This is a genomic window from Brevundimonas sp. NPDC007368 (genome assembly GCF_042869015.1).
Classification (GTDB): domain Bacteria; phylum Pseudomonadota; class Alphaproteobacteria; order Caulobacterales; family Caulobacteraceae; genus Brevundimonas.
This window is the reverse complement of sequence record NZ_JBIAFA010000004.1, coordinates 443259-468850: the sequence shown is the minus strand read 5'-3', so window position 1 is coordinate 468850 and position 25592 is coordinate 443259. Positions and strand designations below refer to the sequence as shown.

Sequence of the window (25592 nt, the reverse complement as noted above, 5' to 3'; positions counted from 1 at the left end):
CCTGATGGAAGCGATCAGAGCCTGAGAAGGAGGCGCTCCGCGCCTCGTCGCCACTACCGTCTCCCCGTGGCCCAACAGGTTTTTACACGGCCTCGACCCGTTGCGGACATTGGGCGATTGTCGAGGGACGGCCTAGTGCTACCATCACGCGCAGCCACCTAATCCAACGCGAGTGCTTGGAACCAAATGACGTCGGATCTTGCCAAGCTCGCGCTCATGTTGGCGCTGTTGATCGGATCGGTATTCGTCATGCGGATCGTGAATCAGGGAAAGTCGCTCCCCCTAGGCTCAGATCCGTCTGTATTTCCTCGGTGGGCGCACCCTCGCTGGGTGCGGCTTTTGATCATTATCGCAGTGCTCGCCGCTCTGCTTGTGATGATGCGCTACTACGTGCCGCGGACCTTGCGTTAACCGCCGCTGCACGGAGCCGAAGGCCGTTGCCTGATAGGTCCGCTTCCCACCCTGTAGCGGACATTCGGATGGGGGATCACCACCACCCCGCCTCGCGCAGGGCCTTGGCGTAGCGGCGGCTGACGGGGGCGGTGAGGTTGCTGTCCAGGGTCAGGGCGGCGCGGCCGTCGCCACGGGCGACGGAGGCGACGGCGTCCTTGGCCACCCACCAGCTGCGGTGGGTCTGGGCGCCTTCCAGGCCTTCCAGCTCGGCCAGGGCGTCGGACAGGCGCATCAGGATCAGGTCCGAGCCCCGATCCGTGTGCAGGCGCAGGTAGTGGTCCTCGGCCTGGACCGCGATCAGACGGGCGCCGCGCAGTTTTGGCGGCAGGCGCTCGAGAAAGCGGGCGGGCGCGGCGCCGGGCGCCGAGGCGTGGGTCTCGACCGGGCGCTCACGGCCCAGAAAGACGTTGAGGACGCTGAGCACGGCGGTGATCAGCAGCACCGCCGGCAGGAAGTTCAGCAGCACGCCGATCGACAGAAGTCGCTGGTAGAAGAAGAGGCCCGTCGCGGCCCAGACGCCGAGGGTCAGCGGACCGGTGATGACCGCCGTGAGGATCGCCGCCGTCGTCCACGGCCGGGCGTCGGCGTCGATGAAACGCGTGACCAGGGCGCCGCAGACGTGGCCCCAGAGACCGCCCAGCACCAGCATGGATATCCAGTAGATCAGTCTCTGGCCCAGGGGCGTCCCGCCGGAGCCGAAGGCCCCGCTGAAGGCCAGGAAGGCGCCGGCCACCACCGCGACGATCAGGCCGCGCGCGACGTCGCGCGCCTTGCCCTGAAGCAGGCTGGGCATCAGGCGCTCGTTTTCGAACCGCAGACGGCGCGGAAGCCGGCGGCGGCGAAGCGCACCATGTAGTCGCAGGCGCTGTCCAGGTCGCCGGACCTGCACAGACCGCCGGACAGGCGGTCCAGACGCCCGGTCTCGCCCAGCGTCAGCGTCAGGGCGCCCGACAGGTTGTGCCAAGCCCAGTAGAGCTCCTCGTCGCGGGCTTCGGGATGGATGCGCTTGACCAGTTCCAGCAGGCGGCGAATGGCCGGGTCGAAATAGCGGGCCATGGTCTCGCCGCCGAAGGCCGGGTTGGCGTTGGTCTGGGCCACCAGGGCGGCGTAGTGCTTCCAGCCGGGGCCGCCTTTCAGCGACCACTGGAAGGGCGGGCGCAGGAAGGCTTCGAACAGGCCCTCCAGGGTCATGGCCTCGCCCGCGGCCTCGGCGTAGCGATCGACGGCGGCGACCCGCTCGTTGTTCCAGACCTCGGCGCGACGGATGAAGACGGCGTCGAACAGCTCTTTCTTGGCGCCGAAGTAGTAGTGGACCAGGGCCGTATCCACGCCCGCCTCGCGCGCCACCTCGCGGATGGTGACGCCATAGAAGCCGTGCTTGGAGAACAGATCCTCGGCGGCGTTCAGGATGGCGTCGCGGGTCTCGCCCGCCGCGGCGGTCTTCGTCTTCTTGGGGCGACCGCGTCGCGCCGGGGCGGCGGTGACGGGCGGAAGGGCCGGGGCGAGGTCGTCGACGGATTTCATGCGCGCAAGCTAGTCGTGCTTCGACCCTCAGTGCAACGGCGCCACAGGGGCGGCGGATTTGCGGCGGCCTTCAGCGTGGCCGTTTGACAGACCGGTGAAAGATCGGCACCTTCCGTGAAAATCATTGAACGCTGAATAAAAGCGTCGATTGGGCTGGAAATCAGGATTGGGATCCAAATGAACAGACTCGTGAAGACCGTCTTGCTGGCGGGCGCCGCCTGGGGTGCGCTCTCGGCCTCGGCCGTGGCGCAGGAAGCCTCGACCGAGACCCAGGTCTCCAGCATCGACGACGTCGTCGTCACCGCGCGCCGTCGCGAGGAAACCCTGAAGGACGTGCCGGTCTCGGTCTCGGCCCTGGGCGCCGAGCGTCTGGAAGAAACCGGCGCGACCGACATCACCGCCCTGCAGCAGCAGACCCCGAACGCCACGGTTCAGGTCGCGCGCGGCTCGAACTCGACCCTGATCTCCTTCATCCGCGGCATCGGCCAGCAGGACCCGCTGTGGGGCTTCGAGCCCGGCGTCGGCCTCTATGTGGACGACGTCTATGTGGCCCGTCCCCAGGGCGCGGTGCTGGACATCTTCGACATCCAGCGCATCGAGGTCCTGCGCGGCCCGCAAGGTTCGCTGTACGGGCGCAACACCGTCGGCGGCGCCATCAAGTATGTCACCTCGCGTCTGGACCCGGATTCGCCGGAACTGACCCTGCGCGGCGCCTACGGCAGCTACAACCAGGTTGACCTGCTGGCCCAGGGCTCGATGCCCGTCACCGACAAGCTGCGCATCGGCGGCGCTATCGCCAGCTACAACCGCGACGGCTACGGCGAGAACCTGAACACGGGCGCCGAGCACTACAACAAGGACGTTCTGGCCGGTCGCGTCAGCGTCGAATTCCAGCCCTACGACAACGCCTTCTTCCGCCTGGCCTACGACCGGGTCGAGGACAAGTCGAACCCGCGTCACGGCCACCGCGAACTGGCCGGCGTCGGCCCGGGCTCCGGCGTCCCCGGCAGCGTCTATGACACATACGCCGGCCTCGGCGACAAGAACAAGGTGACGACCGAAGGCGTGTCGCTGACCGCCCAGGTTGATCTCAACGACGTCTGGTCGTTCAAGTCGATCACCGCCTATCGCACCGGCGACACCGACACCCTGATCGATTTCGACAATACGCCCGCGCCGACGCTGGACGTGCCTGCCGTCTACGGCGACCGCCAGTTCACCCAGGAATTCCAGGCCCTGTTCAGCACGGACCGGATCCAGGGCGTCGCCGGCCTCTTCTATCTGGACGGCACGGCCTCGGGCGCCTTCGACACCATCGCCCAGAACTTCGGCATTGTCATCGGCACCGCCGGCTATGTCGAGACCACCAGCATCGCCCTGTTCACCGATGTGAACCTGGACCTGACGGATCGCCTGCACCTGGGCCTCGGCGCCCGCTACACGATGGACGACAAGACCGGTCACGTCTTCCGCGCCAACTATCTGGGCGCGACCCGCAGCCCGCTGCTGGGCGGCACGGCGCGCAACCCCATCCTGCTGCGCACCGACTACACGCGCTCGAACACCTTCGACCAGTTCACGCCCAAGGCCTCGCTGTCCTATGACTTCTCGGACCGCCTGACCGGCTACGCCTCCTATTCGAAGGGCTTCAAGTCGGGCGGCTTCGACATGCGCGGCGACGCCATCCTGACGCCGAACACGGTCAACGGCTATCAGCCGGAGACGGTCGACTCCTATGAAATCGGCCTGAAGGGTTCGGCCTTCGACCGTCGTCTGAGCTTCGCCTCGGCCATCTTCTACAACGAGTATCAGGACCAGCAGGTCACCACCCAGGTTCCGGCCGTGGGCGGCATCGCCAGCTTCGTCGACAACGTCGGCTCGTCCAAGTTCTTCGGCGCCGAGGTGGAAGGCGCTCTGGTCCTGACCGACAGCCTGACGGCCAACTTCGCCGTCGGCTACCTCGACTCCAAGTTCGAGGAGTTCCTGCGCTACAATCTGACGACCCAGAAGTACGAGGACATCTCGAGCCTGGTGGTGCTGCAGAACGCGCCGAAGTGGACGGGCTACCTCGGCCTGACCTGGCGCGGCGACGTGGCCGGCGGTTCGCTGGCGGTGACCCCGTCGGTCAGCTACCGCGACGACTACAGCCAGTTCGAGTTCCCCAACCCCGTGCTGGACCAGGACGCCTTCGCCCTGGTCGACCTGTCGGTGGTCTGGACGGATCCGAGCCGCACCTGGACTGTCGGCGTCTATGGCAAAAACCTGACGGACGAGGAATATCGCGTCGGCGGCTACAACTTCGCCGGCGCCGCCTACAACAACTCGCTGATCGGCTACTACGGCCCGCCGCGCACGGTCACGGCCTCGCTGCAGTACAAGTTCTGATCGGGACTTCTCTCCTGAGCGCCTGATCATCTGATCGCGGGCGGCGGTTCCGACGAGAGCCGCCGCCCTTTTTCTTTTGGCGTCCTCGCACGACGCCGCTACCGTCCGTTCAAATAGAACAAGCCCGAGGGGGGCACGCCATGACCACGTCCGAGGCTGCAGCGCCCGAGGAGGCCGGCGAGAAGGCCGTCTCCCCCGGCTATCGCTATTATGTGCTGGGGATCCTGATCCTCATCTACATGCTGAACTTCCTGGACCGGCAGATCATCGGCATCCTGGCGGCGCCGCTGAAGGCCGAGTTCGGGCTGTCCGACAGCCAGTTCGGCCTGCTGGGCGGTCTGGCTTTCGCCCTGCTCTATTCGACCCTGGCCATCCCGATCGCCTGGCTGGCGGACCGGGTCAGCCGGGTGTGGATCATGACCGCCGCCCTGACCATCTGGTCGGGTTTCACCGCCCTGTGCGGTGTGGCCGGAAGCTTCGGCCAGCTGTTCCTGTGCCGGATGGGGGTGGGCATCGGCGAGGCGGGGGGCGTGGCCCCGGCCTATTCGCTGATCGCCGACTACTTCCCCAAGTCGCAGCGCGCGCGGGCGCTCGCCGCCTATGCCTTCGGCATTCCGCTCGGCATGGCCGCGGGCACCTTGGTCGGGGGTCTGCTGGCGGCGACCTATGGCTGGCGTACGGCCTTCATCGTCGTGGGTGTTCTGGGCGTCCTGGTCGCGCCGATCCTGCGCCTGACGGTCAAGGACCCCAAGCGCGGGGGTCTGGACGCCCCGGTCGCCGTCGCGCCCGCTGCCGCGCCGGTCGTGCAGAAGGCCCCGCCGTTCGGCGAGGTGGTGCGCACCCTGGCGCCCAAGCCGAGCTTCTGGCTGCTGGCCTTCGGCGCCGCATCTTCCTCGGTGTGCGGTTACGGCGTCGCCGCCTGGCTGCCCAGCTTCTTCATGCGCAGCTTCGGCCTGACCCTGTCGCAGACCGCCTGGTATTATTCGGCCATCGTCATGGTCGGCGGCGTGGCCGGCATCTGGCTGGGCGGGGTCATGGCCGACCGCCTGGGCAAGAAGTCCAAGGGCGCCTATCCGCTGACGCCCGCGATCGCCTTCCTGATTTCAGTGCCCTGCTTCCTGCTGGCGATGAACTCCGGCACCCTGGTCGGGGCGGTGATGCCGGGCGCCAATCCGAACGGGGCGGCGGCCCTGACCCTGGCCTTCCTGATCTTCCTGATCCCGACCGGGCTGAACCTGACCTGGCTGGGACCGATCACGGCGGCGGTGCAGCATCTGGGGACCCCGGCCATGCGCACCACGGCCTCGGCCCTCTTCCTGCTGATCAACAACCTGCTGGGGATCGCCGTCGGCATCTACTACTTCGGCTGGATGTCGGATCTGCTGCGCCCGACCTTCGGCGAGGAGAGCCTGCGCTGGGCCATCTATACGGGGATGGGCTTCTATCTGCTGTCCTCGGCCCTGCTGTTCGGCGCCTCGCGCACCCTCAAGAAGGACTGGGTCGACTGATCCAGCCCAGCTTGGGCCATAGGAAAAGGCTCTGACGGCCATAAGGAGGGGGGCGGTTGCGCAGGCGAAGGCGCGACGCCTATAAGCGCGACCAAAGTTTCCACAACCCTCCTCCCAACGGCGCGGATCAGACATGAACATTCACGAGTATCAGGCCAAGCAGGTTCTCAAGGCCTTTGGCGCTCCGGTCGCCGAAGGCGTCGCCATCACCTCGGCCGACCAGGCCGAAGCCGCCGCCAAGCAACTGCCTGGCCCGCTCTATGTGGTGAAGTCGCAAATCCACGCGGGCGGCCGCGGCAAGGGCAAGTTCAAGGAACTGCCGGCTGACGCCAAGGGCGGCGTGCGCCTGGCCTTCTCGATCGAGGACGTGGTCAAGAACGCCAAGGAAATGCTCGGCAACACCCTGGTCACCGCTCAGACCACGGACGCCGGCAAGCAGGTCAACCGTCTCTACATCGAAGACGGCGCCGACATCTCGCGCGAACTCTACCTGTCGATCCTGGTCGACCGCGCCTACGGCCGCGTCTCCTTCGTCGTCTCGACCGAAGGCGGCATGGACATTGAAACCGTCGCCCACGACACCCCGGAAAAGATCATCACCGTCGTCATCGACCCGACGACCGGCGTGACCGAAGCCGACTGCGCCACCCTGTCGGACGCGCTGAAGCTGGAAGGCGACGCCCGTGAAGACGGCAAGTCGCTGTTCCCGGCCCTGTACAAGGCCTTCGTCGAGAAGGACATGGCCATGCTGGAAGTGAACCCGCTGATCGTCATGGAAAACGGCCGCCTGCGCGTCCTGGACGCCAAGGTGTCGTTCGACGGAAACGCCCTGTTCCGTCACCCCGACATCAAGGAACTGCGCGACGAGACCGAGGAAGACGCCAAGGAAATCGAAGCCTCGGAGTGGGACCTGGCCTACGTCGCCCTGGACGGCAACATCGGCTGCATGGTCAACGGCGCTGGTCTGGCCATGGCGACCATGGACATCATCAAGCTGTACGGCAAGGAGCCGGCCAACTTCTGCGACGTCGGCGGCGGCGCCGGCAAGGAGAAGGTCGCGGCGGCCTTCAAGATCATCACCGCTGACCCGAACGTCCAGGGCATCCTGGTCAACATCTTCGGCGGCATCATGAAGTGCGACGTCATCGCCGAAGGCGTGGTCGCGGCCGTGAAGGAAGTGGGCCTGAAGGTGCCGCTGGTGGTCCGCCTGGAAGGCACCAACGTCGACCTGGGCAAGAAGATCCTGAACGAGTCCGGCCTGGCCATCACGGCTGCGGACGACCTCGACGACGCCGCCCAGAAGATCGTCGCGGCGGTCGGCTAAGGCTTAGAGCCTTACTCGCCACCGCCCAGCTGACACACAGAATTCAGAGCACAGACACATGTCCATTCTCGTCGACAAGAACACCAAGATCATCGTGCAAGGCCTGACCGGCAAGACCGGCGGCTTCCACACCGAACAGGCCCTGGCTTATCACGGCACCCAGATGGTCGCCGGCGTGCACCCGACCAAGGGCGGCACCAACTGGACCGGCTCGCACGGCGAAACCCTGCCGATCTACGCCTCGGTCGCCGAAGCCAAGGAGCGCACCGGCGCTGACGCCTCGGTCATCTACGTCCCGCCGGCAGGCGCCGCCGACGCCATCATCGAAGCCATCGAGGCCGAGATCCCCTTCATTACCTGCATCACCGAGGGCATCCCGGTGCTGGACATGGTGCGCGTCAAGGCCCGCCTCGAGAAGTCCAAGTCGCGCCTGCTGGGCCCGAACTGCCCCGGCATCCTGACCCCGGAACAGTGCAAGATCGGCATCATGCCGGGCAGCATCTTCTCCAAGGGCTCGGTCGGCGTCGTTTCGCGCTCGGGCACCCTGACCTATGAAGCCGTGTTCCAGACCACGAACGCGGGCCTGGGCCAGACCACGGCCGTCGGCATCGGCGGCGACCCGGTCAAGGGCACCGAGTTCATCGACGTCCTGGAAATGTTCCTGGCCGACGACGCCACCGAGTCGATCATCATGATCGGTGAAATCGGCGGCGGCGCCGAAGAAGACGCCGCCCAGTTCCTGATCGACGAAGCCAAGAAGGGCCGCAAGAAGCCGATGGCCGGCTTCATCGCGGGCCGCACGGCTCCGGCCGGCCGCACCATGGGCCACGCCGGCGCTATCGTCTCGGGCGGCAAGGGCGACGCGGAATCCAAGATCGCCGCCATGGAGGCCGCGGGCATCCGCGTCTCGCCGTCGCCGGCGCGCCTGGGTCACACGCTTCTCGAAGTGCTGAAGGGCTAAAGCCCTTCAGCAAGGTCGCTAACGCTCGCCGCGCGGCGGCTCGCTGCTTGAGCGAGTTCGCCGCGCCTCCGCTCCGGTCGATGTCGGGGGTTCGGGGGCAGGGAGCGCGACCGAACGATGTTCCGGGGCGAAATTTCGCGCCCTGTGACCCTTTGAAACGCCCTCGGAATCGTCCGGGGGCGTTTTTTCTTGCGGATTCGACCAATTTCCACCCGCATCGCCTCCCTTCGGTCATGACCAGTAAGGAAACACGGCCTATATGAGCGGCGCCGCTCACCGCGCAGGCGTGCGCGCGCGGCTGGAATGTAGGACGACGAGAGCAAAATGGCGGACGATGCAGGTCAGCTGAACCAGGTCTTTGCCGAGACCAGTTTCCTCTATGGCGCGAACGCCGCCTTCATTGAGGACCTGCACGAAAAATGGGCTGCGGACCCCGGCTCGGTGCCGGGGGAATGGCGCGCCTTCTTCGACCAGCTGAAGGACAACGCCGACCTGGTGAAGCAGTCGGCCGCCGCCGGTTCGTGGGGCCGTTCGGGTCCGGCCGAGCCGACCGAGGACACCGCTGTCTTCGACGGTCGCTGGCCCGCCCCCAAGGTCGATCCCAAGGCCGCCGGCAAGCCCGGTCCGCGTCCCGCCGCTCCGGCTGCCGACGCCTCGGGCGCGCTGACCGCCGCCGACGTGCGCGCCGCCGCCCATGACTCGATCCGCGCCCTGATGCTGATCCGCAGCTACCGCGTGCGCGGCCACCTGCAGGCCAAGCTGGACCCGCTGGGCATCGAGCAGCCGGTCGAGAACGCCGAGCTGACCCCCGAATTCTACGGCTTCACCGCCGCCGACATGGACCGCCCGATCTTCCTGGACGGCGTCCTGGGCCTGCAGACGGGTTCGATCCGTCAGGTGCTGGACATCCTCAAGCGCACCTACTGCGGCAACATCGGCGTGCAGTTCATGCACATCGCCGAGCCGGAAGAGAAGTCCTGGCTGCAGCAGCGCTTTGAAGGCGCCGACAAGTTCGAGCAGAACGCCTTCACCAAGGAAGGCAAGCTGGCCATCCTGAACAAGCTGATCGAGGCCGAGGGCTTCGAGCGCTTCCTGCACAAGCGCTTCCCCGGCACCAAGCGCTTCGGCCTGGACGGCGGCGAGGCCATGGTCCCGGCCCTGGAGCAGGTGATCAAGCGCGGCGGCGCCCTGGGCGTGGACGAGATCGTTCTGGGCATGGCCCACCGCGGCCGCCTGAACGTGCTCGCCGCCGTCATGGGCAAGCCCTACAAGACCATCTTCCACGAGTTCCAGGGCGGTTCGTCGGTGCCGTCGGACATCGAGGGCTCGGGCGACGTCAAGTATCACATGGGCGCCTCGTCGGACCGCGAGTTCGACGGCAAGAAGGTCCACCTGTCGCTGACGGCCAACCCGTCACACCTTGAAATCGTCAACCCGGTCGTCCTGGGCAAGTCGCGCGCCAAGCAGGCCTTCGACATCCGCGAGGCCGAGGTCAACCAGGGCAAGTCGGACGCCGAATGGGTGCTGGACCGCTCCAAGGTCGCCCCCCTGCTGATCCACGGCGACGCCGCCTTCGCCGGTCAGGGCGTGGTGGCCGAGTGCTTCGCCCTGATGGGGCTGAAGGGCTACCGCACCGGCGGCACCCTGCACTTCGTCATCAACAACCAGATCGGCTTCACCACGGCGCCGCGCAACTCGCGCTCGTCGCCCTATCCCTCGGACGTGGCGCTGATGGTTCAGGCGCCGATCTTCCACGTCAACGGCGATGACCCCGAAGCGGTCGTCTTCGCCGCCAAGGTGGCGACGGAATACCGCCAGAAGTTCCACAAGGACGTGGTGGTGGACATGTTCTGCTACCGCCGCTTCGGCCACAACGAAGGCGACGACCCGACCTTCACCCAGCCGCTGATGTACGCCAAGATCAGGAACCAGCCGTCGACGCGCGAGATCTACTCCAAGCGTCTGGTGGCCGAGGGCGTGATCACCCAGGCCGAGGTCGACGCCGAGCTGGCGCGCTTCGAAGCCTTCCTCGACGCCGAGTTTGAAGCGGGCAAGACCTTCAAGGCCGACAAGGCCGACTGGCTGGACGGCCAGTGGCAGGGCCTGGGCGCCGAGAAGACCGACGACGCCGCCCAGCGTGGCGACACGGCCGTCTCCACGGACAAGCTCAAGGGCTACGGCCACCGCCTGACCCAGATCCCCAACAGCGTCGACGTGCACAAGACGCTGAAGCGGGTCATCGACGGTCGTCGCGAGGCCGTCGACAGCGGCCAGAACATCGACTGGGCCACCGCCGAAAGCCTGGCCTTCGCCTCGCTGCTGGACGAGGGCTACAACATCCGCCTGTCCGGTCAGGACTCGGTGCGCGGCACCTTCTCGCAGCGTCACTCGGGCATCACCGACCAGACGACCGAGAAGCGCTACTTCCCGCTGAACCACCTGCGTGACGGCCAGGCCCACTTCGAGGTCATCGACTCGGCCCTGTCGGAAGAGGCGGTGCTGGGCTTCGAGTACGGCTACTCGCTGGCCGATCCGAACACCCTGACCCTGTGGGAGGGCCAGTTCGGCGACTTCGTCAACGGCGCCCAGGTGGTCATCGACCAGTTCATCTCCTCGGGTGAACGCAAGTGGCTGCGCATGAGCGGCCTGACCATGCTGCTGCCGCACGGCTATGAAGGCCAGGGTCCCGAGCACTCCTCGGCCCGCCTCGAGCGCTTCCTGCAGCAGTGCGCCGAGAACAACATGCAGGTCGCCAACTGCACGACCCCGGCCAACTACTTCCACATCCTGCGTCGCCAGATGCACCGCGACTTCCGCAAGCCGCTGATCCTGATGACGCCCAAGTCGCTGCTGCGTCACAAGAAGGCGGTGTCGACCCTGGCCGACATGGCGGAGGGCTCGTCCTTCCACCGCGTTCTGCGCGACGACGCCCAGCTGCGTCCGGAGGTGGCCGGCGTCACGCTCAAGGCCGACAAGGACATCCGCAAGGTCATCGTCTGCTCTGGCAAGGTCTATTACGACCTGCTGGACGCGCGCGAGAAGGCGGGGGTCAACGACATCTACATCCTGCGCCTGGAACAGTTCTATCCGTGGCCGATCAAGTCGATCTCGGCCGAACTGGCCCGCTTCCCCAACGCCGACCTGGTCTGGTGTCAGGAAGAGCCCAAGAACATGGGCGGCTGGACCTTCGTCGATCCGTGGATCGAACTGACCCTCGAGAAGATGGATATCAAGGCCAAGCGCGCGCGTTACGTCGGGCGTCCGGCCTCCGCCTCCACGGCGGCCGGCCTGATGAGCCGCCACCTGAAGGAACTCGAGACCTTCCTCGCCGAGGCCATGGCCTGATCGGCCTCGCCTGACCTATAGATACGCCAAGACACGAAAAGACACTGGACCGAACCATGGCCGATATCCTCACCCCCGCCCTCGGTGAATCCGTCAGCGAAGCCTCCATCGCCAAGTGGACCAAGAAGGTCGGCGACTCCGTCCGTAAGGACGAAGTCCTGGTCGAGCTGGAAACCGACAAGGTTTCGCTGGAAGTCGTGGCCCCGGCCGACGGCGTCCTGGCCGCCATCAACGCCGCCGAGGGCGACACGGTCGTTCCCGGCACGGTCCTGGGTTCGGTGAGCGAAGGCGCCTCGGCTCCGGCCGCTGCGCCCGCCGCCGCTGCGGCTCCGGCTGCCCCGGCCGCTTCGGGCGGCGCCTCGGTCGAGATCGCCGTCCCGACCATGGGCGAGAGCGTCGCCGAAGGTTCGATCGGCACCTGGCTGAAGAAGTCGGGCGACACCGTCGCCAAGGACGAGCTTCTGGTCGAGATCGAGACGGACAAGGTCGCGGTGGAGGTCTCGGCCCCGGCCGCCGGCGTCCTGACCATCGCCGCCGACAACGGCGCGACCGTGACCCCCGGTCAGGTCATCGGCTCCATCTCGGCCTCGGGCGCCGCTGCGGCCCCGGCGGCTGCGCCTGGCGCCGCTGCTCCGGCCAACAGCGGCTCAGCCCAGGCGCCGGCCTCGGCTCACCTGTCGCCCGCCGTCCAGCGCGTCGTGTCGGAAAACAACCTGAACCCGGCCTCGCTGTCGGCCACGGGTCCGAAGGGCAACATCACCAAGGCTGACGCCATCGCCGCCATCGGCGCCGCCGCTCCGGCGGCTCCGGTCGCTGCTGCGCCGGCCGCGCCGCGCGCCGACCAGCCGCGCGAGGAGCGGGTGAAGATGACGCGCCTGCGTCAGACCATCGCCCGTCGCCTGAAGGAATCCCAGAACACGGCCGCCCAGCTGACCACCTTCAACGAGGTGGACATGACCAACGTCATGGCCCTGCGCGCCCAGTACAAGGAAGTCTTCGAGAAGCGCCACGGCGTGAAGCTGGGCTTCATGTCCTTCTTCACCAAGGCCGTGGTCCAGGCCCTGCACGAAATCCCGGCCGTCAACGCCGAGATCGACGGCACGGACATCATCTACAAGAACCACTACGACATCGGCGTGGCCGTCGGCACCGACAAGGGTCTGGTGGTTCCGGTCCTGCGCGACGCGGATGCGCTGTCGCTGGCGGGCATCGAAAAGGGCATCGGCGCCCTGGGCAAGGCCGCCCGTGACGGCGCCCTGACCATGGACCAGATGCAGGGCGGCACCTTCACCATCACCAACGGCGGCACCTATGGCTCGCTGATGTCGACGCCGATCCTGAACGCGCCGCAGTCGGGCATCCTGGGCATGCACAACATCGTGCAGCGCCCGATGGCCATCAACGGCGAGGTCAAGATCCGTCCGATGATGTACCTAGCCCTCAGCTATGATCACCGCATCGTCGACGGCAAGGAAGCTGTGACCTTCCTGGTCCGCATCAAGGAACTGCTGGAAGACCCGGCCCGCGCCCTGCTGGACCTGTAAGGTCTTCGCGAGCAACAACTGACGACGGCGGGACTCGAAAGGGGCCCGCCGTTTTCAATTGGGAGATCCGTGTTAGCTTCGCCGTATGGGCGGACTGAGGGCTTGAGGACAAGATGGATCGACTGGAAGTGGCGCGGTTCACGACCTTGCCCGAAGCGGAGCTGGCGGCAGCTTTTCTGAAGCGACACGGGATCGACGCCCGCGTGCCTGACCGGGACGCCGCGACCAACATGGCGCATTTGCAGGTGGCGTTTGGCGGGCTCCGGGTGACCGCGCCCGACTTTCAGATCGTCCAGGCGCGGGATCTGATCGCCCGCGCCCGGCGCGGCGAGTTCGGCGATCTCGGCGGCGCAGAGTCCGAAGAATGGCGACTGGACGCGACGCCGGGCATGATTGGCGAACTTCGCGAAGACGAGGTCTATGGGGCGATCGGTTCGATGAAAACCGTCGTCCGCTATGTGGCGATCACGATCCTTGGCCTGTGCGGGATCGGCTGGCTGTGGCAGGTCCTGGCCTTCTAGGCTCCCGCCGCGAGGTCAGTCGCTTCGAGTGATCGAAGCCAGAACCGCCTCCGTGTCCTGCCCCAGCTTCGGCGGCGGGGCGTCGTAGCGGACGGGGGTCCTGGACAGGCGGATGGGCGAGGCGACGGTGCGGATCGGCGTGGCCAGGTCGGGGCGCGACTGTTCGACGGTCAGGCCGCGATGGAGCGCCTGCGGCTCCTCGAAGACCTGATCCACGGTGTTGACCGGGCCGCAGGGCACGCCCGCCGCCTCCAGCGTCGCCATCAGCCCCTTCATGGTGAAAGCCGCCGTCAGGGCGGACAGGGTGGGCGACAGCTCGGCGCGGTGCTGGACCCTGAGCGCATTGGTGGCGAAGCGCGGATCGGCGCCCATGGCCTCGACGCCCAGCGCTTTCGCCAGGGCTCTGAACTGGCCGTCGTTGCCGACGGCGATGACCACCATGCCGTCCGAACAGGGGAAGGGCTGGTAGGGCGCCAGGTTGGGGTGGGCGTTGCCCATCCGCGTCGGCGCGGTCCCCGAGACGAACCAGTTGGTGGCCTGATTGGCCAGCATGGCCGCCTGAACGTCGAACAGGGCGACGTCGACGTGCTGACCCTCGCCGGTCGCTCGCGCATGCCACAGGGCGGCCAGGATGGCGTTGGAGGCGTAGAGGCCGGTGAACAGGTCCACGACCGCCACCCCCACCTTCATCGGCTCGGCGCCGGGCGCCCCGTCCGGCTGGCCGGTGATCGACATCAGCCCGCCCATGGCCTGGATCATGTAGTCGTAGCCGGCCCGGTGCGCGTCCGGCCCGTCCTGACCGAAGCCGGTGATCGAGCAATAGACCAGCTTGGGATTGCTCGCCGACAGACCGGCGTAGTCGAGGCCGTACTTCTTCAGCCCGCCGGTCTTGAAGTTCTCGACCACCACGTCGCAGGTGGCGGCCAGTCGACGCACGGCCTCGGCGCCTTCTGGGCTGGCGATGTCCAGTTCGACCGACTTCTTGCCCCGGTTGGCGCACAGGAAATAGGCGGCGTCGCCCTTTGATCCGTCAGTCGCGGTGGTGAAGGGCGGCCCCCAGTGGCGGGTGTCGTCGCCCTCGCCGGGACGCTCGATCTTGATGACCTCGGCGCCGAGGTCGGCCAGGGTCTGCGTCGCCCAGGGGCCGGCCAGAACGCGGGACAGATCGAGGACGCGAACGCCAGCGAGGGGGCCTTGAGCTTGGGTCATCACGTTTCTTACCTCTCCCTCCCCTTCATGGGGAGGGTGGTCGCGGAGCGACCGGGCGGGGAGGGCGCGGCGAACGTGCGGTGCGCATGAAACAGCCCAGCGCGCCCACCCGTCTGACGCTGCGCGCCAGCCACCCTCCCCATGCAGGGGAGGGAGAATTCCTGTCCTAGAGCCCCACGTCCCAGACGCCGGCGTTCTTCATGCGGCATTCGCGAGCTTCCTCGGCGCGGCCGCCCATGTCGCGGGCCATGCCGCGAATGGCGTCGGACACCGTGCTCTTGTGCACGCCCGGCACGACCGCATGGGTGAAGGCGCAGGCGGCCAGGCGGATCAGCTTGAATCCGAAACGCGATGAGGCGGCCATGTGCTCCAGATAGGTCTCGCTGACCTCACGCGGGTGATCGCGGAACAGACGTGAAAACGTGCTCGACATGATCCCAGCCTAACGCGGTTCCCCGCCTCCCTCTACCCGGCCCCGTCATTATCGCCTAAACCGGCCCTCGGAACAGGGGTCGCATCGTCACGCTCTGATGACCCGCGCGTGACGGCCCAGAGAACCCCGCACACTGAACTGCTCAGGAAACATCCATGGCCGACGGCTCGCACGCTTCGCAACAGACCTTCCGTTGGGACGATCCCTTCGACCTGCGCGGCCGCCTGACGGACGACGAGCGGATGATCCAGGACGCGGCGCGGTCCTATGCCCGCGAAGCCCTGCTGCCGCGCGTGGTCGAAGCCTTCCGCGACGAGACCTTTGATCGCGCCATCATGACCGAGATGGGCGAGATGGGCTTCCTCGGGGCCATGCTGCCGGAACAATACGGCGGCTCGGAAGCCAGCCACGTCGCCTATGGCCTGATCGCGCGCGAGGTCGAGGCGGTCGATAGCGGCTATCGCTCGGCCATGAGCGTCCAGTCGTCGCTGGCCATGTACCCGATCTACGCCTTCGGTTCGGAAGAGCAGAAACTCAAATTCCTGCCCAAGATGGCGGCGGGCGAACTGGTCGGCTGCTTCGGCCTGACCGAGGCCGACGGCGGGTCGGACCCGGCCTCGATGAAGACCAAGGCGGTCAAGGTCGAGGGCGGCTATCGCCTGAACGGCGCCAAATACTGGATCACCAACAGCCCGATCAGCGACCTGGCGATTGTCTGGGCCAAGCTCGACGACAAGATCCGCGGCTTCATCGTCGAGCGCGACTTCGACGGCTTCACCACGGACAAGATCGGCGACAAGCTCAGCTTGCGCGCCTCGATCACCGGGGACATCGGCCTGAACGACGTCTTCGTGCCGGAAGCCAACATCCTGCCGGGCGTGCAGGGCCTGCGCGGCCCCTTCTCTTGTCTGAACAAGGCGCGCTTCGGCATCGCCTGGGGGGCCATGGGCGCCGCCGAGTTCTGCTTCCACGCCAGCCGCGACTATGTGGCCGAGCGGATGCTGTTCGGCCGCCCCCTGTCGTCGCGCCAGCTGGTGCAGAAGAAGCTGGCCGACATGCAGACCGAGATCTTCCTCGGCTTCGAGGGCGCCTATGCCCTGGGTCGTCTGCTGGATACCGGCGCCTGGGTGCCGGAGGCCATCAGCCTGATGAAGCGCAACAACTGCGGCAAGGCCCTGGCCGTGGCCCGTGAAGCCCGCGACATGCACGGCGGCGCCGGCATCACCGGTGAACTGCACGTCATGCGCCACGCCATGAACCTGGAAACCGTCAACACCTATGAAGGCGCCCACGACGTCCATGCCCTCATCCTGGGCCGGGCCATCACGGGCGAAAGCGCCTTCTAGGGGCGGTCGGAGTCGGCCGGCGCCGTTTCTTCCTGTCTCCTGCCCCCGCTGACCTCGGGTTGATACAGGCCCGTGACGGCGCGCACGACGAAGCCCTCGGGCCGGACGCGCGGGCCGAAGCGTGAGCAGGGGTCGGGCTGGGCGATTGGGCGCGGCTTGCGGTCGGCGGGGGCGAAGGCGTCGCCGACCATGTCGCCAAAGACCTCGGCCAACTGATGAGCGTCGCCGACGCGCGACAGGGACGGGTCGTCCGTGCCGACGACGGTGGCGTTGCGGGCCCAGACGATGGCCGCGACCTGACGGCCATCGGGGTCCAGCAGCTCGGCTTCGGCGGCCAGGCCGCCGGTGGTGCCCGGCGCCCGGAGTCCGATCGGGCCGGGGATGAAGTAGCTGGCGACGGCCGAGGCGGCCGATCCCGCCTGACCGGTGGGGCTGATGCGCGTCGCGGCCAGACGAACCCTGGCGGCATCCGGCGCAGGGGCGTCCAGGACCGTGAAGCGTTCGCTCAATTCATAGCAGACCTGACGATCCATCTCGCCCAGCACCAGGCTCCAGTCTTCGGCGCGCAGGGCCGGGGCCGCGTCCGACGTCAGCACGGCGCGTTCGATATGAACCTTTTCCACGGCGCGGGCCGCCTGCTCGTCCCGCCGCTGTCGCACAGAGGCGCGCACCGTGTCCGAGCGGGCTGCAAGTCCTTCATAGCTGGAGAGGAAACCGGATGGCGGCTCCGGGGCGGTGGCGCAAGCGGCGGTGCACAGGGCCAGGCAGGCTGTCGAGACCGCGCCTGGGAACGTTCTGCTCATAGGATCCCTCCATCGTCGAGAACCGACGATTTTTCTGAGTACGCTCCAGCATCGGCTTTGGTTCATAGGCGGTCGTCACGACCGACTTCCCGCGCTAGGCTGTGGGTCTGCGAAGGGACCGACCATGATGCGACACACCCTGCTGGCCTCGACCGGCGCCGCCTTTGTCCTGACCCTGAGCGCTGCGCCGGTTGCGGCGACGGCGGCTCCGGCGGCTGCCTCGGCCCAGACGCCTGCGGTCCAGGGTTTGCCCTATGATGCGCGGCGCGGGGTTTTCACCTTCGCCTCGGGCCTCGACGCCTCCTTGCCCGCCGTGGTCCAGGTGACCACCCTGGGCCAGTCGCGCGGCCCGCGTTCGGAAGGCGATCCCAAGCCCTCGCAGGGCGGATCTGGCGTTATCATCGACGCCGCGAACGGCATCATCGTCACCAACCACCACGTCATCGAGAACGGCCAGAAGTTTACCGTCGACCTGATCGACGGCCGCCTCTTCGACGCCACGCTGATCGGCGCCGACAAGGCCACCGACATCGCCGTGCTGAAGATCGAGGCGTCCGGCCTGTCCCAGGTCCAGACGGTGGATTCCGACACCCTGCGCACCGGCGACCTGGCCTTCGCGGTCGGCTATCCCCTGGGGCTGGACCAGACCCTGACCATGGGGGTCATCTCGGGCCTGAACCGCTCGGGCATGGGCGACGCCATCGAGGACTACATCCAGACCGACGCGGCGGTGAACTCGGGCAACTCGGGCGGACCGCTGCTGGATAGTCGGGGGCGGCTGATCGGCATCAATACCGCCATCCTGTCCGGCGGCATGGGCGGCGGCAACGACGGCATCGCCTTCGCCGTGCCGACCCGGATCATGATGTTCGTGGTTGATCAGCTGCGCGCCACCGGCGAGGTCAAGCGCGGCCAGATCGGTGTGGCCCTGGGTTCGCTGACGGCCGAGCGCGCGCGGGAGATGGGCCTGAACATCGTGCGCGGCGCGGTGGTCTATGACGCGGCGCCGGGCTCGGCGGCAGAGCAGGCGGGCCTGCGTCCCGGCGACGTCATCACGCGTCTGCAGAATCGTCCCGTGGCCAACGCGGGTTCGGTCCAGGCCACCGTCGGCATCGCCCGGCCCGGCGCGACCCTGCCGGTGGTCTATCTACGCGACGGGCGCGAGGCCACGGCGAGCCTGACGGTGCAGTCCGCTGACCTGCCCGCCGTGCGCCTTGGGCGCAGCGCGGCGATGGCGCGCGGCCTGACTTTCCGCAATTCGGGAGAGGGCGCAGGGGCGCAGGTCACCGTGGTCGAGGGCGGCTCAGCCGCAGCAGCGGCGGGGGTTCAGGCGGGCGACGTGGTGATCGAGGTCGGCGGCGCGCGCGTGGCCGACATGGCCGCCCTGGCAGGGGCTCTGCAAGACGGCGCGGTCGAACTGACGGTGATGCGTGACGGCGAGCGGACAACGATCAGCCTGCCCGGCTGATCCGTCTCACTGAGGTCCAGACAACAAAACGCCCGCGTCGCCAGGAGGGGGAGGAGGGCGGTCGCGGGCGTCTCTGCTTGGAGGAAGCATCGGCCCGTCGAAGCCCTTTAGCGGAAAAATCCTGGGGGGCTGGGGGGGCTGTTCAGGATCCGGGACTTTTCCGAACTCCGACAGGCCGATGGTGCCTTTCTGAACGTCCATCCGGGCGGACGAAGGGCCGAATGGCGTTATTTTCGTGTCCGAGGCGACAATTCCTGCCGCCAAGCTGATCTCAGACCTTGGACAGGATCAGGGTCCCGTTGGTGCCGCCGAAGCCGAAGCTGTTGGACATGACGTGCTTCAGCTCGCCGTCGTGGCGCTGACGCAGGATCGGCATGCCCTCGAACTCGGGGTCCAGGTTTTCGATGTGGGCGCTCTCGGCGGCGAAGCCGTGCTTCATCATCAGCAGGCAGTAGATGGCTTCCTGCGCGCCCGCCGCGCCGAGCGAGTGGCCCGTCAGCGACTTGGTCGAGGAGATCATCGGCATGGCGTCGCCGAAGACGTTGCGCACCGCGCCCATTTCCTTGGCGTCGCCGACCGGGGTCGAGGTGCCGTGGGGGTTGAGGTAGTCGATTTTCGGATCGCCCGCCATCTTCAGCGCCAGCTTCATGCAGCGCTCGGCGCCCTCGCCCGAGGGGGCGACCATGTCATAGCCGTCCGAGTTGGCGGCGTAGCCGGTGACTTCGGCGTAGATGGTCGCGCCGCGCGCCACGGCGCGTTCGTATTCCTCCAGCACCACGATGCCGGCGCCGCCCGCGATGACGAAGCCGTCGCGGTCCTTGTCATAGGCGCGCGAGGCGACCGAGGGCGTTTCGTTGAAGTTGGAGGACATGGCGCCCATGGCGTCGAACATGTTCGACATGGACCAGTCGATGTCCTCGCAGCCGCCCGCGAAGACCACGTCCTGCTTGCCCCAGGCGATCTGCTCGGCGGCGGCGCCGATGCAGTGAGCCGAGGTCGCGCAGGCCGAGGAGATCGAATAGTTGATCCCCTTCAGCTGGAACCAGGTGGCGAGAACGGCCGAGGGGCCGCTGGCCATGGCCTTGGGCACGGCGAAGGGGCCGACGCGCTTGGGCGAGCCCTTTTCGACGGTCGTCTGGGCCGCCTGCAGGATGACCTGGGTCGAGGGGCCGCCCTCGCCGACGATCAGGCCGATGCGCTCGTCCTTGATCTCCTCGGCGCTCAGGCCGCTGTCCTTCAAGGCTTCCTCGAAGGCGATGTGGGCCCAGGCCGTGCCGTTGGCCAGGAAGCGGGCGGCGCGACGGTCCACCAGGGGCGCCCAGTCCTCGGCGGTGACGCCGAGCGCCGGCGGCGCCCAGACCTGCGAGCGGAAACCGTACTTCGCGTGGTCGGCGGCGTGCTGGACGCCCGACTTGGCCTCGCGCAGGGAGGCCGCGACCTCGTCCTGGCCGGTGCCGATGGAGGAGACGATGCCCAATCCGGTGACGACGACACGCCGCATGGTGTTTCCTAACATTCAGTCTTCAGGCGCCGCGTTGACCGCGGTCTGCATCAAATGGGGTCAGGCGTCCGTCGACGCCACCGTGGCCGCGCCGCCGAACAGGCCGACGCGCATGTCGGCGCAGGTGTAGATGACCTCGCCGTCGGCCTCGAGCACGCCGTCGGCGATGCCCATGACCAGCTTGCGGTTGATGACGCGCTTCAGGTGGACCTTATAGACCACCTTCTTGACGTCGGGGGTCACCTGGCCGGTGAACTTGACCTCGCCGACGCCCAGGGCGCGGCCCTTGCCGGGGCCGCCGATCCAGCCGAGATAGAAGCCGACCAGCTGCCACATGGCGTCCAGGCCGAGGCAGCCGGGCATGACCGGGTCGCCGATGAAGTGGCATTGGAAGAACCAGAGGTCCGGGTTGATGTCGAGTTCGGCCTCGACATAGCCCTTGCCGTAGTCGCCGCCGTCGGCGGTGATGGTCTTGATCCGGTCGAACATCAGCATCGGCGGGGCCGGCAGCTGGGCGTTGCCCGGACCGAACAGCTCGCCGCGGCCCGAGGCCAGGAGGCCTTCATGATCGAACGACGACGGATATTGGGACTGGCTCAAGGATGACGCTCCGGAAGTGTTGCGGGCGGGTTACACGACCCTGCGCGCCCGCTCAACTGTTGTGAAGTCTAGCTGCGACCGGCGCCGGCGGGCCGGGCGGCGTTGCACAGGGCGCGTTCCTGGGTTCCGAAGACCGCCCGTTCGGGCACCCAGCCCCGAATCTTGCGCGCGCGCACCCGGCACCAGCCGTCTTCGCATTCGTCCAGGGAGACGATGGAGCGCGGCGACAGGCGGGCCCGCACCGACGAGGCGGCGGACCGGCCCGAGTGGATCAGGATCTCTTCGGCCGAGCGGTTGAGGACGCTGCGGCGGCCCGAGGCGACCGTGCGGTGGATCCACGCGACCGAGCCGTCCGGGTCGCAGATCTTGCGCCACTCCTTGGTCTCGGCGATCACCTGCACGGGCAGGCCCGCGGCGCGGTATTCCCACAGGATCTGGTAATCGAGGCCCGGCCCCTGACGGGCGCGGACCTGAGAGGATTTCAGCGTGACCCAGCGCGGCACTTCCAGACCTGTCGGGGTCGGCCGGCCGTCAGGCATGCGGGCGCTGGCGCCCGCGAAGACGCCCGATCCGAGGACGGCGGCGATGACGGCGATACGCCGGAAACTTTTGAACCTGACCACAGCTTTGCTAGACACCGGATCGACACGTCCCGTTCGGGCGTTACCGCCCGTCGAAACCCAGGCTTCCTATGTCCGCTCGCAAGCTTAAGGTCGTATTAACCAGACGCCTGCCCGATACGGTGGAAACGCGCCTGCGCGAGCTGTTCGACGCCGAACTGAACCTGACCGACCGTCCGATGTCGCGCGACGACCTGGCCGCCGCCCTGCAGCGCGCCGAGGTCCTGATCCCGACCATCACCGACCATCTGGACGCCGAGCTGATCGCGGGGGCGGGCGAGCAGCTGAAGATGATCGCCAACTTCGGCGCGGGCGTGGACCATATCGACATCGACGCCGCCGTGGGCCGCGGAATCATCGTCACCAACACCCCTGGCGTCCTGACCGAGGACACCGCCGACCTGACCATGAGCCTGATCATGGCCGTCAGCCGCCGCATCGTCGAAGGCGCCAATGTCGTCGCGGCGGGCCAGTTCCAGGGCTGGAGCCCGACCTGGATGTGCGGCCGCAAGCTGTGGGGCAAGCGCCTGGGCATCGTCGGCATGGGCCGCATCGGCCAGGCGCTGGCGCGCCGGGCCAAGGCTTTCGGCATGCAGGTCCACTATCACAACCGTAAACCCGTCTCGGACATGATCGCCGAGGAACTGGGCGCGACCTGGTGGGACGATCTGGATCAGATGCTGGCGCGAATGGATGTCATTTCGCTGAACTGTCCGGCCACGAAAGACACCCGCCACATCCTGTCGGCCGAGCGTATCGCGCGGCTGCAGCCCCACGCCATTCTGGTCAACACCGCGCGCGGCGAACTGATCGACGAGGCGGCGCTGGTCGAGGCGCTGGACCGTCGCGCCCTGTTCGGCGTGGGTCTGGACGTATTCGAGCACGAACCGGCGGTGCATCCGCGCCTGATGGGCCGCGCCAACGTGGTGCTGCTGCCCCACCTCGGCTCGGCCACCATCGAGGCGCGTCAGGACATGGGGGACCGGGTCATCGCCAACATCATGACCTATCAGAACGGCCACCGGCCGCCCGACCGGGTCATCCCGGCCATGCTCTAGGCGTGGGCTGATCCGCAGACCGGGCAGGCCGGGTCGGCGGCGATCTTCACCACCCGGCTGCTTCCCGCCAGACCGTCATAGAGCATCAGCCGGCCGGTCAGGGGCTGGCCCGCGCCTGTGATCAGCTTGATCGCCTCCAGCGCCGTCATGGCGCCGATGACCCCGGCCAGGGCGCCGACCACGCCGACACGGGCGCAGGTCTCGGCGTCGGGCGGGCTTTCCGGCACCAGGCATTGATAGCAGGGCTCGCCGACGAAGACGCCGACCTGACCGTTCCATCGGCCCAGGGCCCCGGACACCAGGGGCTTGCCCGTGGCCACACAGGCGGCGTTGACGGCGAAGCGGGTGTCGAAGTCATCCGTGCCGTCCAGCACCAGATCGAAGCGCTCGATGATGTCGCGGGCGTTATCGGGCGTCAGCCGCTCGATGAAGGGCTCGACGGCCACATGGGGATTGAGGGCGGCCAGATGCGCGGCGCCCGCCTCGACCTTGGGACGTCCGGCGTCGGCGGTGGTGAAGATGATCTGCCGCTGCAGGTTGGACAGGGCCACCGCGTCATGGTCGATCAGACCCAGGGTCCCGACCCCGGCGGCGGCCAGATAGAGGGCGGCGGGCGCCCCGACCCCGCCCAGGCCGACGATCAGCACCCGCGCGCGCTTCAGGGCCTGCTGGCCGGGGCCGCCGATCTCGGACAGCACCAGCTGGCGCGCGTAGCGATCGACTTCCTCGTCGGAAAAACGGACAGGGGCGGGGGCGGCAGGCTGGATCACGCACCCTGTCTAGCGCAGTCGCGGCGGCCCGTCAGGCCGGAACAGTCAGGGCCTGCGTCGCCGTGCTCAGCAAGGTTTCGGCGCGATCAGGGCTCAACTGGTCCAACCCGGCGCCGTTCAGCACGCGCGCGGCGGCGGGCGTCATCTGGGCCAGGGTCATCGGCCACTCGGGAAAGAGGCGGCCGGCGACATCCTGGTCGGACAGCAGGCGGATGTTCTGGTGACGGGGATCGGCGCGCAGTCGGTCCATCAGCCGATCCACGTCGGCGCGGCGCCCCTCGATGGCCTGCATGAAGCGGCCGCCGTGGCGCATCAAAGCCCCGGTCAGGCCGTCGCGACGATTGTTGCGTTCCGAGGCGCCGAGGATTTCGGCGAGAACCAGCAGGCTGGTCGCAGCCTCGCCGACGGCGTCGCTGACATAGATGGCGCGGTGCAGAGGCAAGGCGGGTACTCGAACGCTAGGCGAGGCGACTGGGGAAGGCTCCCTGTCACGCCAGGGTTAACAAAACGGAAGTCCCTGCGGCGCGACGGCGTCTTGCGAGCGCGATCTTTCCTCGCCATCTGAGCGACCATGACCCAGACCTCGAGCTTTCCCGACTGGCACGGCACCACCATTCTGGCGGTGCGCAAGAACGGCCGCACCGTCATCGCCGGCGACGGCCAGGTCTCTATGGGGCAGACCATCGTCAAGGGGGCGGCGCGCAAGGTGCGCACCCTGGCGGGCGGCAAGGTGCTGGCCGGCTTCGCCGGGGCCACGGCCGACGCCCTGACCCTGATCGAGCGGCTGGAGGCCAAGCTGGAGCAATACCCCGACCAGTTGGCCCGCGCCTGCGTCGAACTGGCCAAGGACTGGCGCACCGACCGCTATCTGCGTCGGCTGGAGGCCATGCTGCTGGTCGCCGACAAGGACACCATTCTGACGGTGACGGGCGTCGGCGACGTGCTGGAGCCGGAGTACGGCGTGGCCGCCGTCGGATCGGGCGGCAACTACGCCCTGGCCGCCGCCCGCGCCCTGATCGACGAAAGCAGCGAACAGGATGCCGAGCAGATCGCCCGCAAGGCCATGAAGATCGCCGCCGAAATCTGCGTCTACACCAACGGCAATCTGACCATCGAGAGTCTTTAAGGGCGCTACGCGCGCCGCGCGGCGGCTCGCTGCTTGAGCGATCGTAGGGCGCTATCGCGTGGCTCGCGGTCGCGCGCTTCTTGAGCGCGTCCCCGCAGGGTTTCAGGCGGTTGGTCGCCTGAGCGTCGGCTTTCAGCGAATTAACGCGACAGGACGCGCTTCCGGGCGATCAATGGTCGGCGGAGGACTTCGCCATGCCGCTTGCCGCCCTGCTGTTCGCCGCCGCCCTGGTTTCGACCGAAGGGCCGTCGTGTCCCGCGTCTTCGCCCGCGCCGGTGGTGGCCGCCGAGCGGGCCTTCGCCGCCGACGCGCCCGGCCTGGGCGTCGGCGGCAGCTTCAACAAATGGGCCCTGCCCGACGCCGTGGTCATCGCCGAGGGACGCGCCCAGACGGTGCGCGAGGTCTACTCACCCGATGCAGCGCGTCCAGTTGATGAGCCGCGTCTGGAATGGTGGCCGAACTGGGCGGGTCTCGCCCGGTCGGGCGACCTGGGCTTCACCACCGGCGGGGTGGCGGTCAACGGCGCGCGCACGGGGCACTACTTCACCCTCTGGGCCTGCCAGCCGGACGGCCGATGGCGCTGGGTCTATGACGGCGGTTCCGGCGCCACGGCGGCCGAGGTTCCCGGCCCTGACAGTGAACCCGACCTGATGGCGGCAGGCCAGGGCGTCTCCGCCTCGCCCGAGGCGGCGATGAACGAGGTGCGGGCCGCCGAGGCGAAGCTGGCCGGGGCCGCGCGCACGGATCAGAAGGCGGCCCATCTGGCGGTGCTGGCCGAGGACGGGCGGCTCTATGTCGCGCCGCGGCCGCCGGCCATCGGTCGGGCGGCCATGGCCGCGGCGCTGGACGGCTGGCCCTCCAGCTTCGATTTCGGCCCGACCGAGGGCGGCGGCGCCTCGCGCGCGGGCGACCTGGCCTGGACCTGGGGCTCGGCGCGCTGGACGCGGGACGAGGCCGAGCGGCGCGGCCACTATGTGCGGCTGTGGCGCAAGGGGACGGACGGATGGGCCCTGATGTTCGCCCAGTTGATCCCGGCCCCGCCCGTTTCCGCCGCGCCTGTCGTCGCACCCCCTCCCGCCGGCGGCTGAGACCC

General features: G+C 67.9%; 22 protein-coding genes. 12 read left to right on the top strand and 10 right to left on the bottom strand.

Annotation, left to right across the window (positions count from 1 at the left end; genetic code table 11):
- Positions 1-487 precede the first annotated feature (487 nt).
- Positions 488-1246 carry a LytTR family DNA-binding domain-containing protein gene (locus tag ACFYLW_RS11470; RefSeq protein ID WP_312064675.1) on the bottom strand — a complete coding sequence of 253 codons (759 nt, stop codon included), beginning with the start codon at positions 1244-1246 and terminating at the stop codon, positions 488-490.
- Entirely contained in the window at positions 1246-1977 is a 732-nt protein-coding gene (locus ACFYLW_RS11465; RefSeq protein ID WP_312064676.1) for a TetR/AcrR family transcriptional regulator, read from the bottom strand. Before ACFYLW_RS11465 ends, ACFYLW_RS11470 begins: the two co-directional genes overlap by 1 nt.
- Before the next feature lie 177 nt (positions 1978-2154).
- On the opposite strand from ACFYLW_RS11465, the gene ACFYLW_RS11460 reads away from it, so the two are divergent.
- The 7 genes from ACFYLW_RS11460 to ACFYLW_RS11430 all read left to right on the top strand — a co-directional run bounded on the left by ACFYLW_RS11460 (position 2155) and on the right by ACFYLW_RS11430 (position 13565).
- Positions 2155-4362, top strand: coding sequence for a TonB-dependent receptor (locus ACFYLW_RS11460; protein ID WP_312064678.1), 2208 nt, complete (start codon positions 2155-2157; stop codon positions 4360-4362).
- Positions 4363-4502: 140 nt separating this feature from the next.
- A complete protein-coding gene (locus ACFYLW_RS11455; RefSeq protein WP_390183004.1) occupies positions 4503-5870 on the top strand; it encodes a spinster family MFS transporter in 1368 nt (455 codons plus the stop codon).
- Between the two features lie 133 nt (positions 5871-6003).
- Positions 6004-7194 (top strand): ADP-forming succinate--CoA ligase subunit beta, encoded by a 1191-nt coding sequence (sucC, locus tag ACFYLW_RS11450; RefSeq protein ID WP_292085002.1) that lies wholly within the window; start codon positions 6004-6006, stop codon positions 7192-7194.
- Between the two features lie 58 nt (positions 7195-7252).
- A complete protein-coding gene (gene sucD / locus ACFYLW_RS11445) occupies positions 7253-8155 on the top strand; it encodes a succinate--CoA ligase subunit alpha (protein WP_292085003.1) in 903 nt (300 codons plus the stop codon).
- Between the two features lie 324 nt (positions 8156-8479).
- The gene (locus tag ACFYLW_RS11440) at positions 8480-11500 is read left to right on the top strand and encodes a 2-oxoglutarate dehydrogenase E1 component (protein ID WP_312064681.1); all 3021 of its coding nucleotides are present in this window, start codon (positions 8480-8482) and stop codon (positions 11498-11500) included.
- Between the two features lie 56 nt (positions 11501-11556).
- A complete protein-coding gene (odhB, locus tag ACFYLW_RS11435) occupies positions 11557-13044 on the top strand; it encodes a 2-oxoglutarate dehydrogenase complex dihydrolipoyllysine-residue succinyltransferase (RefSeq protein ID WP_312064683.1) in 1488 nt (495 codons plus the stop codon).
- A 113-nt stretch (positions 13045-13157) separates the two neighbouring features.
- Positions 13158-13565, top strand: coding sequence for a hypothetical protein (locus ACFYLW_RS11430; RefSeq protein WP_312064685.1), 408 nt, complete (start codon positions 13158-13160; stop codon positions 13563-13565).
- 15 nt (positions 13566-13580) lie between these two features.
- On the opposite strand, the gene ACFYLW_RS11425 is transcribed toward ACFYLW_RS11430, so the two are convergent.
- Together ACFYLW_RS11425 and ACFYLW_RS11420 are read right to left on the bottom strand one after the other, a co-directional pair.
- On the bottom strand, positions 13581-14774 hold the full coding sequence (locus ACFYLW_RS11425; protein ID WP_312064687.1) for a CaiB/BaiF CoA-transferase family protein: 1194 nt from the start codon (positions 14772-14774) through the stop codon (positions 13581-13583).
- A gap of 166 nt (positions 14775-14940) precedes the next feature.
- Positions 14941-15207 (bottom strand): DUF6356 family protein, encoded by a 267-nt coding sequence (locus tag ACFYLW_RS11420; RefSeq protein ID WP_312064689.1) that lies wholly within the window; start codon positions 15205-15207, stop codon positions 14941-14943.
- 155 nt (positions 15208-15362) lie between these two features.
- Here ACFYLW_RS11420 and ACFYLW_RS11415 point away from each other — a divergent pair, with 155 nt between their 5' ends.
- Complete coding sequence (locus tag ACFYLW_RS11415) at positions 15363-16553, top strand: acyl-CoA dehydrogenase (RefSeq protein WP_312064690.1); 1191 nt, start codon at positions 15363-15365, stop codon at positions 16551-16553.
- Here ACFYLW_RS11415 and ACFYLW_RS11410 read toward each other — a convergent pair.
- Positions 16550-17356, bottom strand: coding sequence for a DUF3313 domain-containing protein (locus ACFYLW_RS11410; RefSeq protein WP_312064692.1), 807 nt, complete (start codon positions 17354-17356; stop codon positions 16550-16552). The genes ACFYLW_RS11415 and ACFYLW_RS11410 overlap by 4 nt on opposite strands.
- Positions 17357-17480: 124 nt before the next feature.
- On the opposite strand from ACFYLW_RS11410, the gene ACFYLW_RS11405 reads away from it, so the two are divergent.
- Positions 17481-18824 carry a trypsin-like peptidase domain-containing protein gene (locus ACFYLW_RS11405; RefSeq protein WP_312064694.1) on the top strand — a complete coding sequence of 448 codons (1344 nt, stop codon included), beginning with the start codon at positions 17481-17483 and terminating at the stop codon, positions 18822-18824.
- Positions 18825-19095: 271 nt separating this feature from the next.
- Here the strand turns inward: ACFYLW_RS11405 and fabB are convergent, their stop codons facing one another.
- The 3 genes from fabB to ACFYLW_RS11390 form a co-directional block, all read right to left on the bottom strand.
- Positions 19096-20325: a beta-ketoacyl-ACP synthase I gene (gene fabB / locus ACFYLW_RS11400; protein WP_312064696.1), complete on the bottom strand. Its 1230-nt coding sequence runs from the start codon at positions 20323-20325 to the stop codon at positions 19096-19098.
- 60 nt (positions 20326-20385) lie between these two features.
- Entirely contained in the window at positions 20386-20925 is a 540-nt protein-coding gene (gene fabA, locus ACFYLW_RS11395) for a 3-hydroxyacyl-[acyl-carrier-protein] dehydratase FabA (protein ID WP_207824497.1), read from the bottom strand.
- 68 nt (positions 20926-20993) lie between these two features.
- Complete coding sequence (locus tag ACFYLW_RS11390) at positions 20994-21548, bottom strand: SH3 domain-containing protein (RefSeq protein ID WP_390183002.1); 555 nt, start codon at positions 21546-21548, stop codon at positions 20994-20996.
- 68 nt (positions 21549-21616) lie between these two features.
- On the opposite strand from ACFYLW_RS11390, the gene ACFYLW_RS11385 reads away from it, so the two are divergent.
- Complete coding sequence (locus ACFYLW_RS11385) at positions 21617-22603, top strand: D-glycerate dehydrogenase (RefSeq protein WP_312064700.1); 987 nt, start codon at positions 21617-21619, stop codon at positions 22601-22603.
- Here the strand turns inward: ACFYLW_RS11385 and ACFYLW_RS11380 are convergent.
- Both ACFYLW_RS11380 and ACFYLW_RS11375 read right to left on the bottom strand, forming a co-directional pair.
- The gene (locus ACFYLW_RS11380) at positions 22600-23373 is read right to left on the bottom strand and encodes a molybdopterin-synthase adenylyltransferase MoeB (protein ID WP_312064702.1); all 774 of its coding nucleotides are present in this window, start codon (positions 23371-23373) and stop codon (positions 22600-22602) included. The two genes, ACFYLW_RS11385 and ACFYLW_RS11380, sit on opposite strands and share 4 nt — an antisense overlap.
- 31 nt (positions 23374-23404) lie before the next feature.
- The gene (locus tag ACFYLW_RS11375; RefSeq protein ID WP_292085020.1) at positions 23405-23815 is read right to left on the bottom strand and encodes a BLUF domain-containing protein; all 411 of its coding nucleotides are present in this window, start codon (positions 23813-23815) and stop codon (positions 23405-23407) included.
- 129 nt (positions 23816-23944) lie between these two features.
- Between ACFYLW_RS11375 and hslV the strand changes: the two genes are divergently transcribed.
- Together hslV and ACFYLW_RS11365 are read left to right on the top strand one after the other, a co-directional pair.
- Positions 23945-24499: an ATP-dependent protease subunit HslV gene (gene hslV, locus ACFYLW_RS11370; protein WP_312064704.1), complete on the top strand. Its 555-nt coding sequence runs from the start codon at positions 23945-23947 to the stop codon at positions 24497-24499.
- Positions 24500-24693: 194 nt separating this feature from the next.
- Positions 24694-25587: a DUF4440 domain-containing protein gene (locus ACFYLW_RS11365; protein WP_313471872.1), complete on the top strand. Its 894-nt coding sequence runs from the start codon at positions 24694-24696 to the stop codon at positions 25585-25587.
- Positions 25588-25592 lie beyond the last annotated feature (5 nt).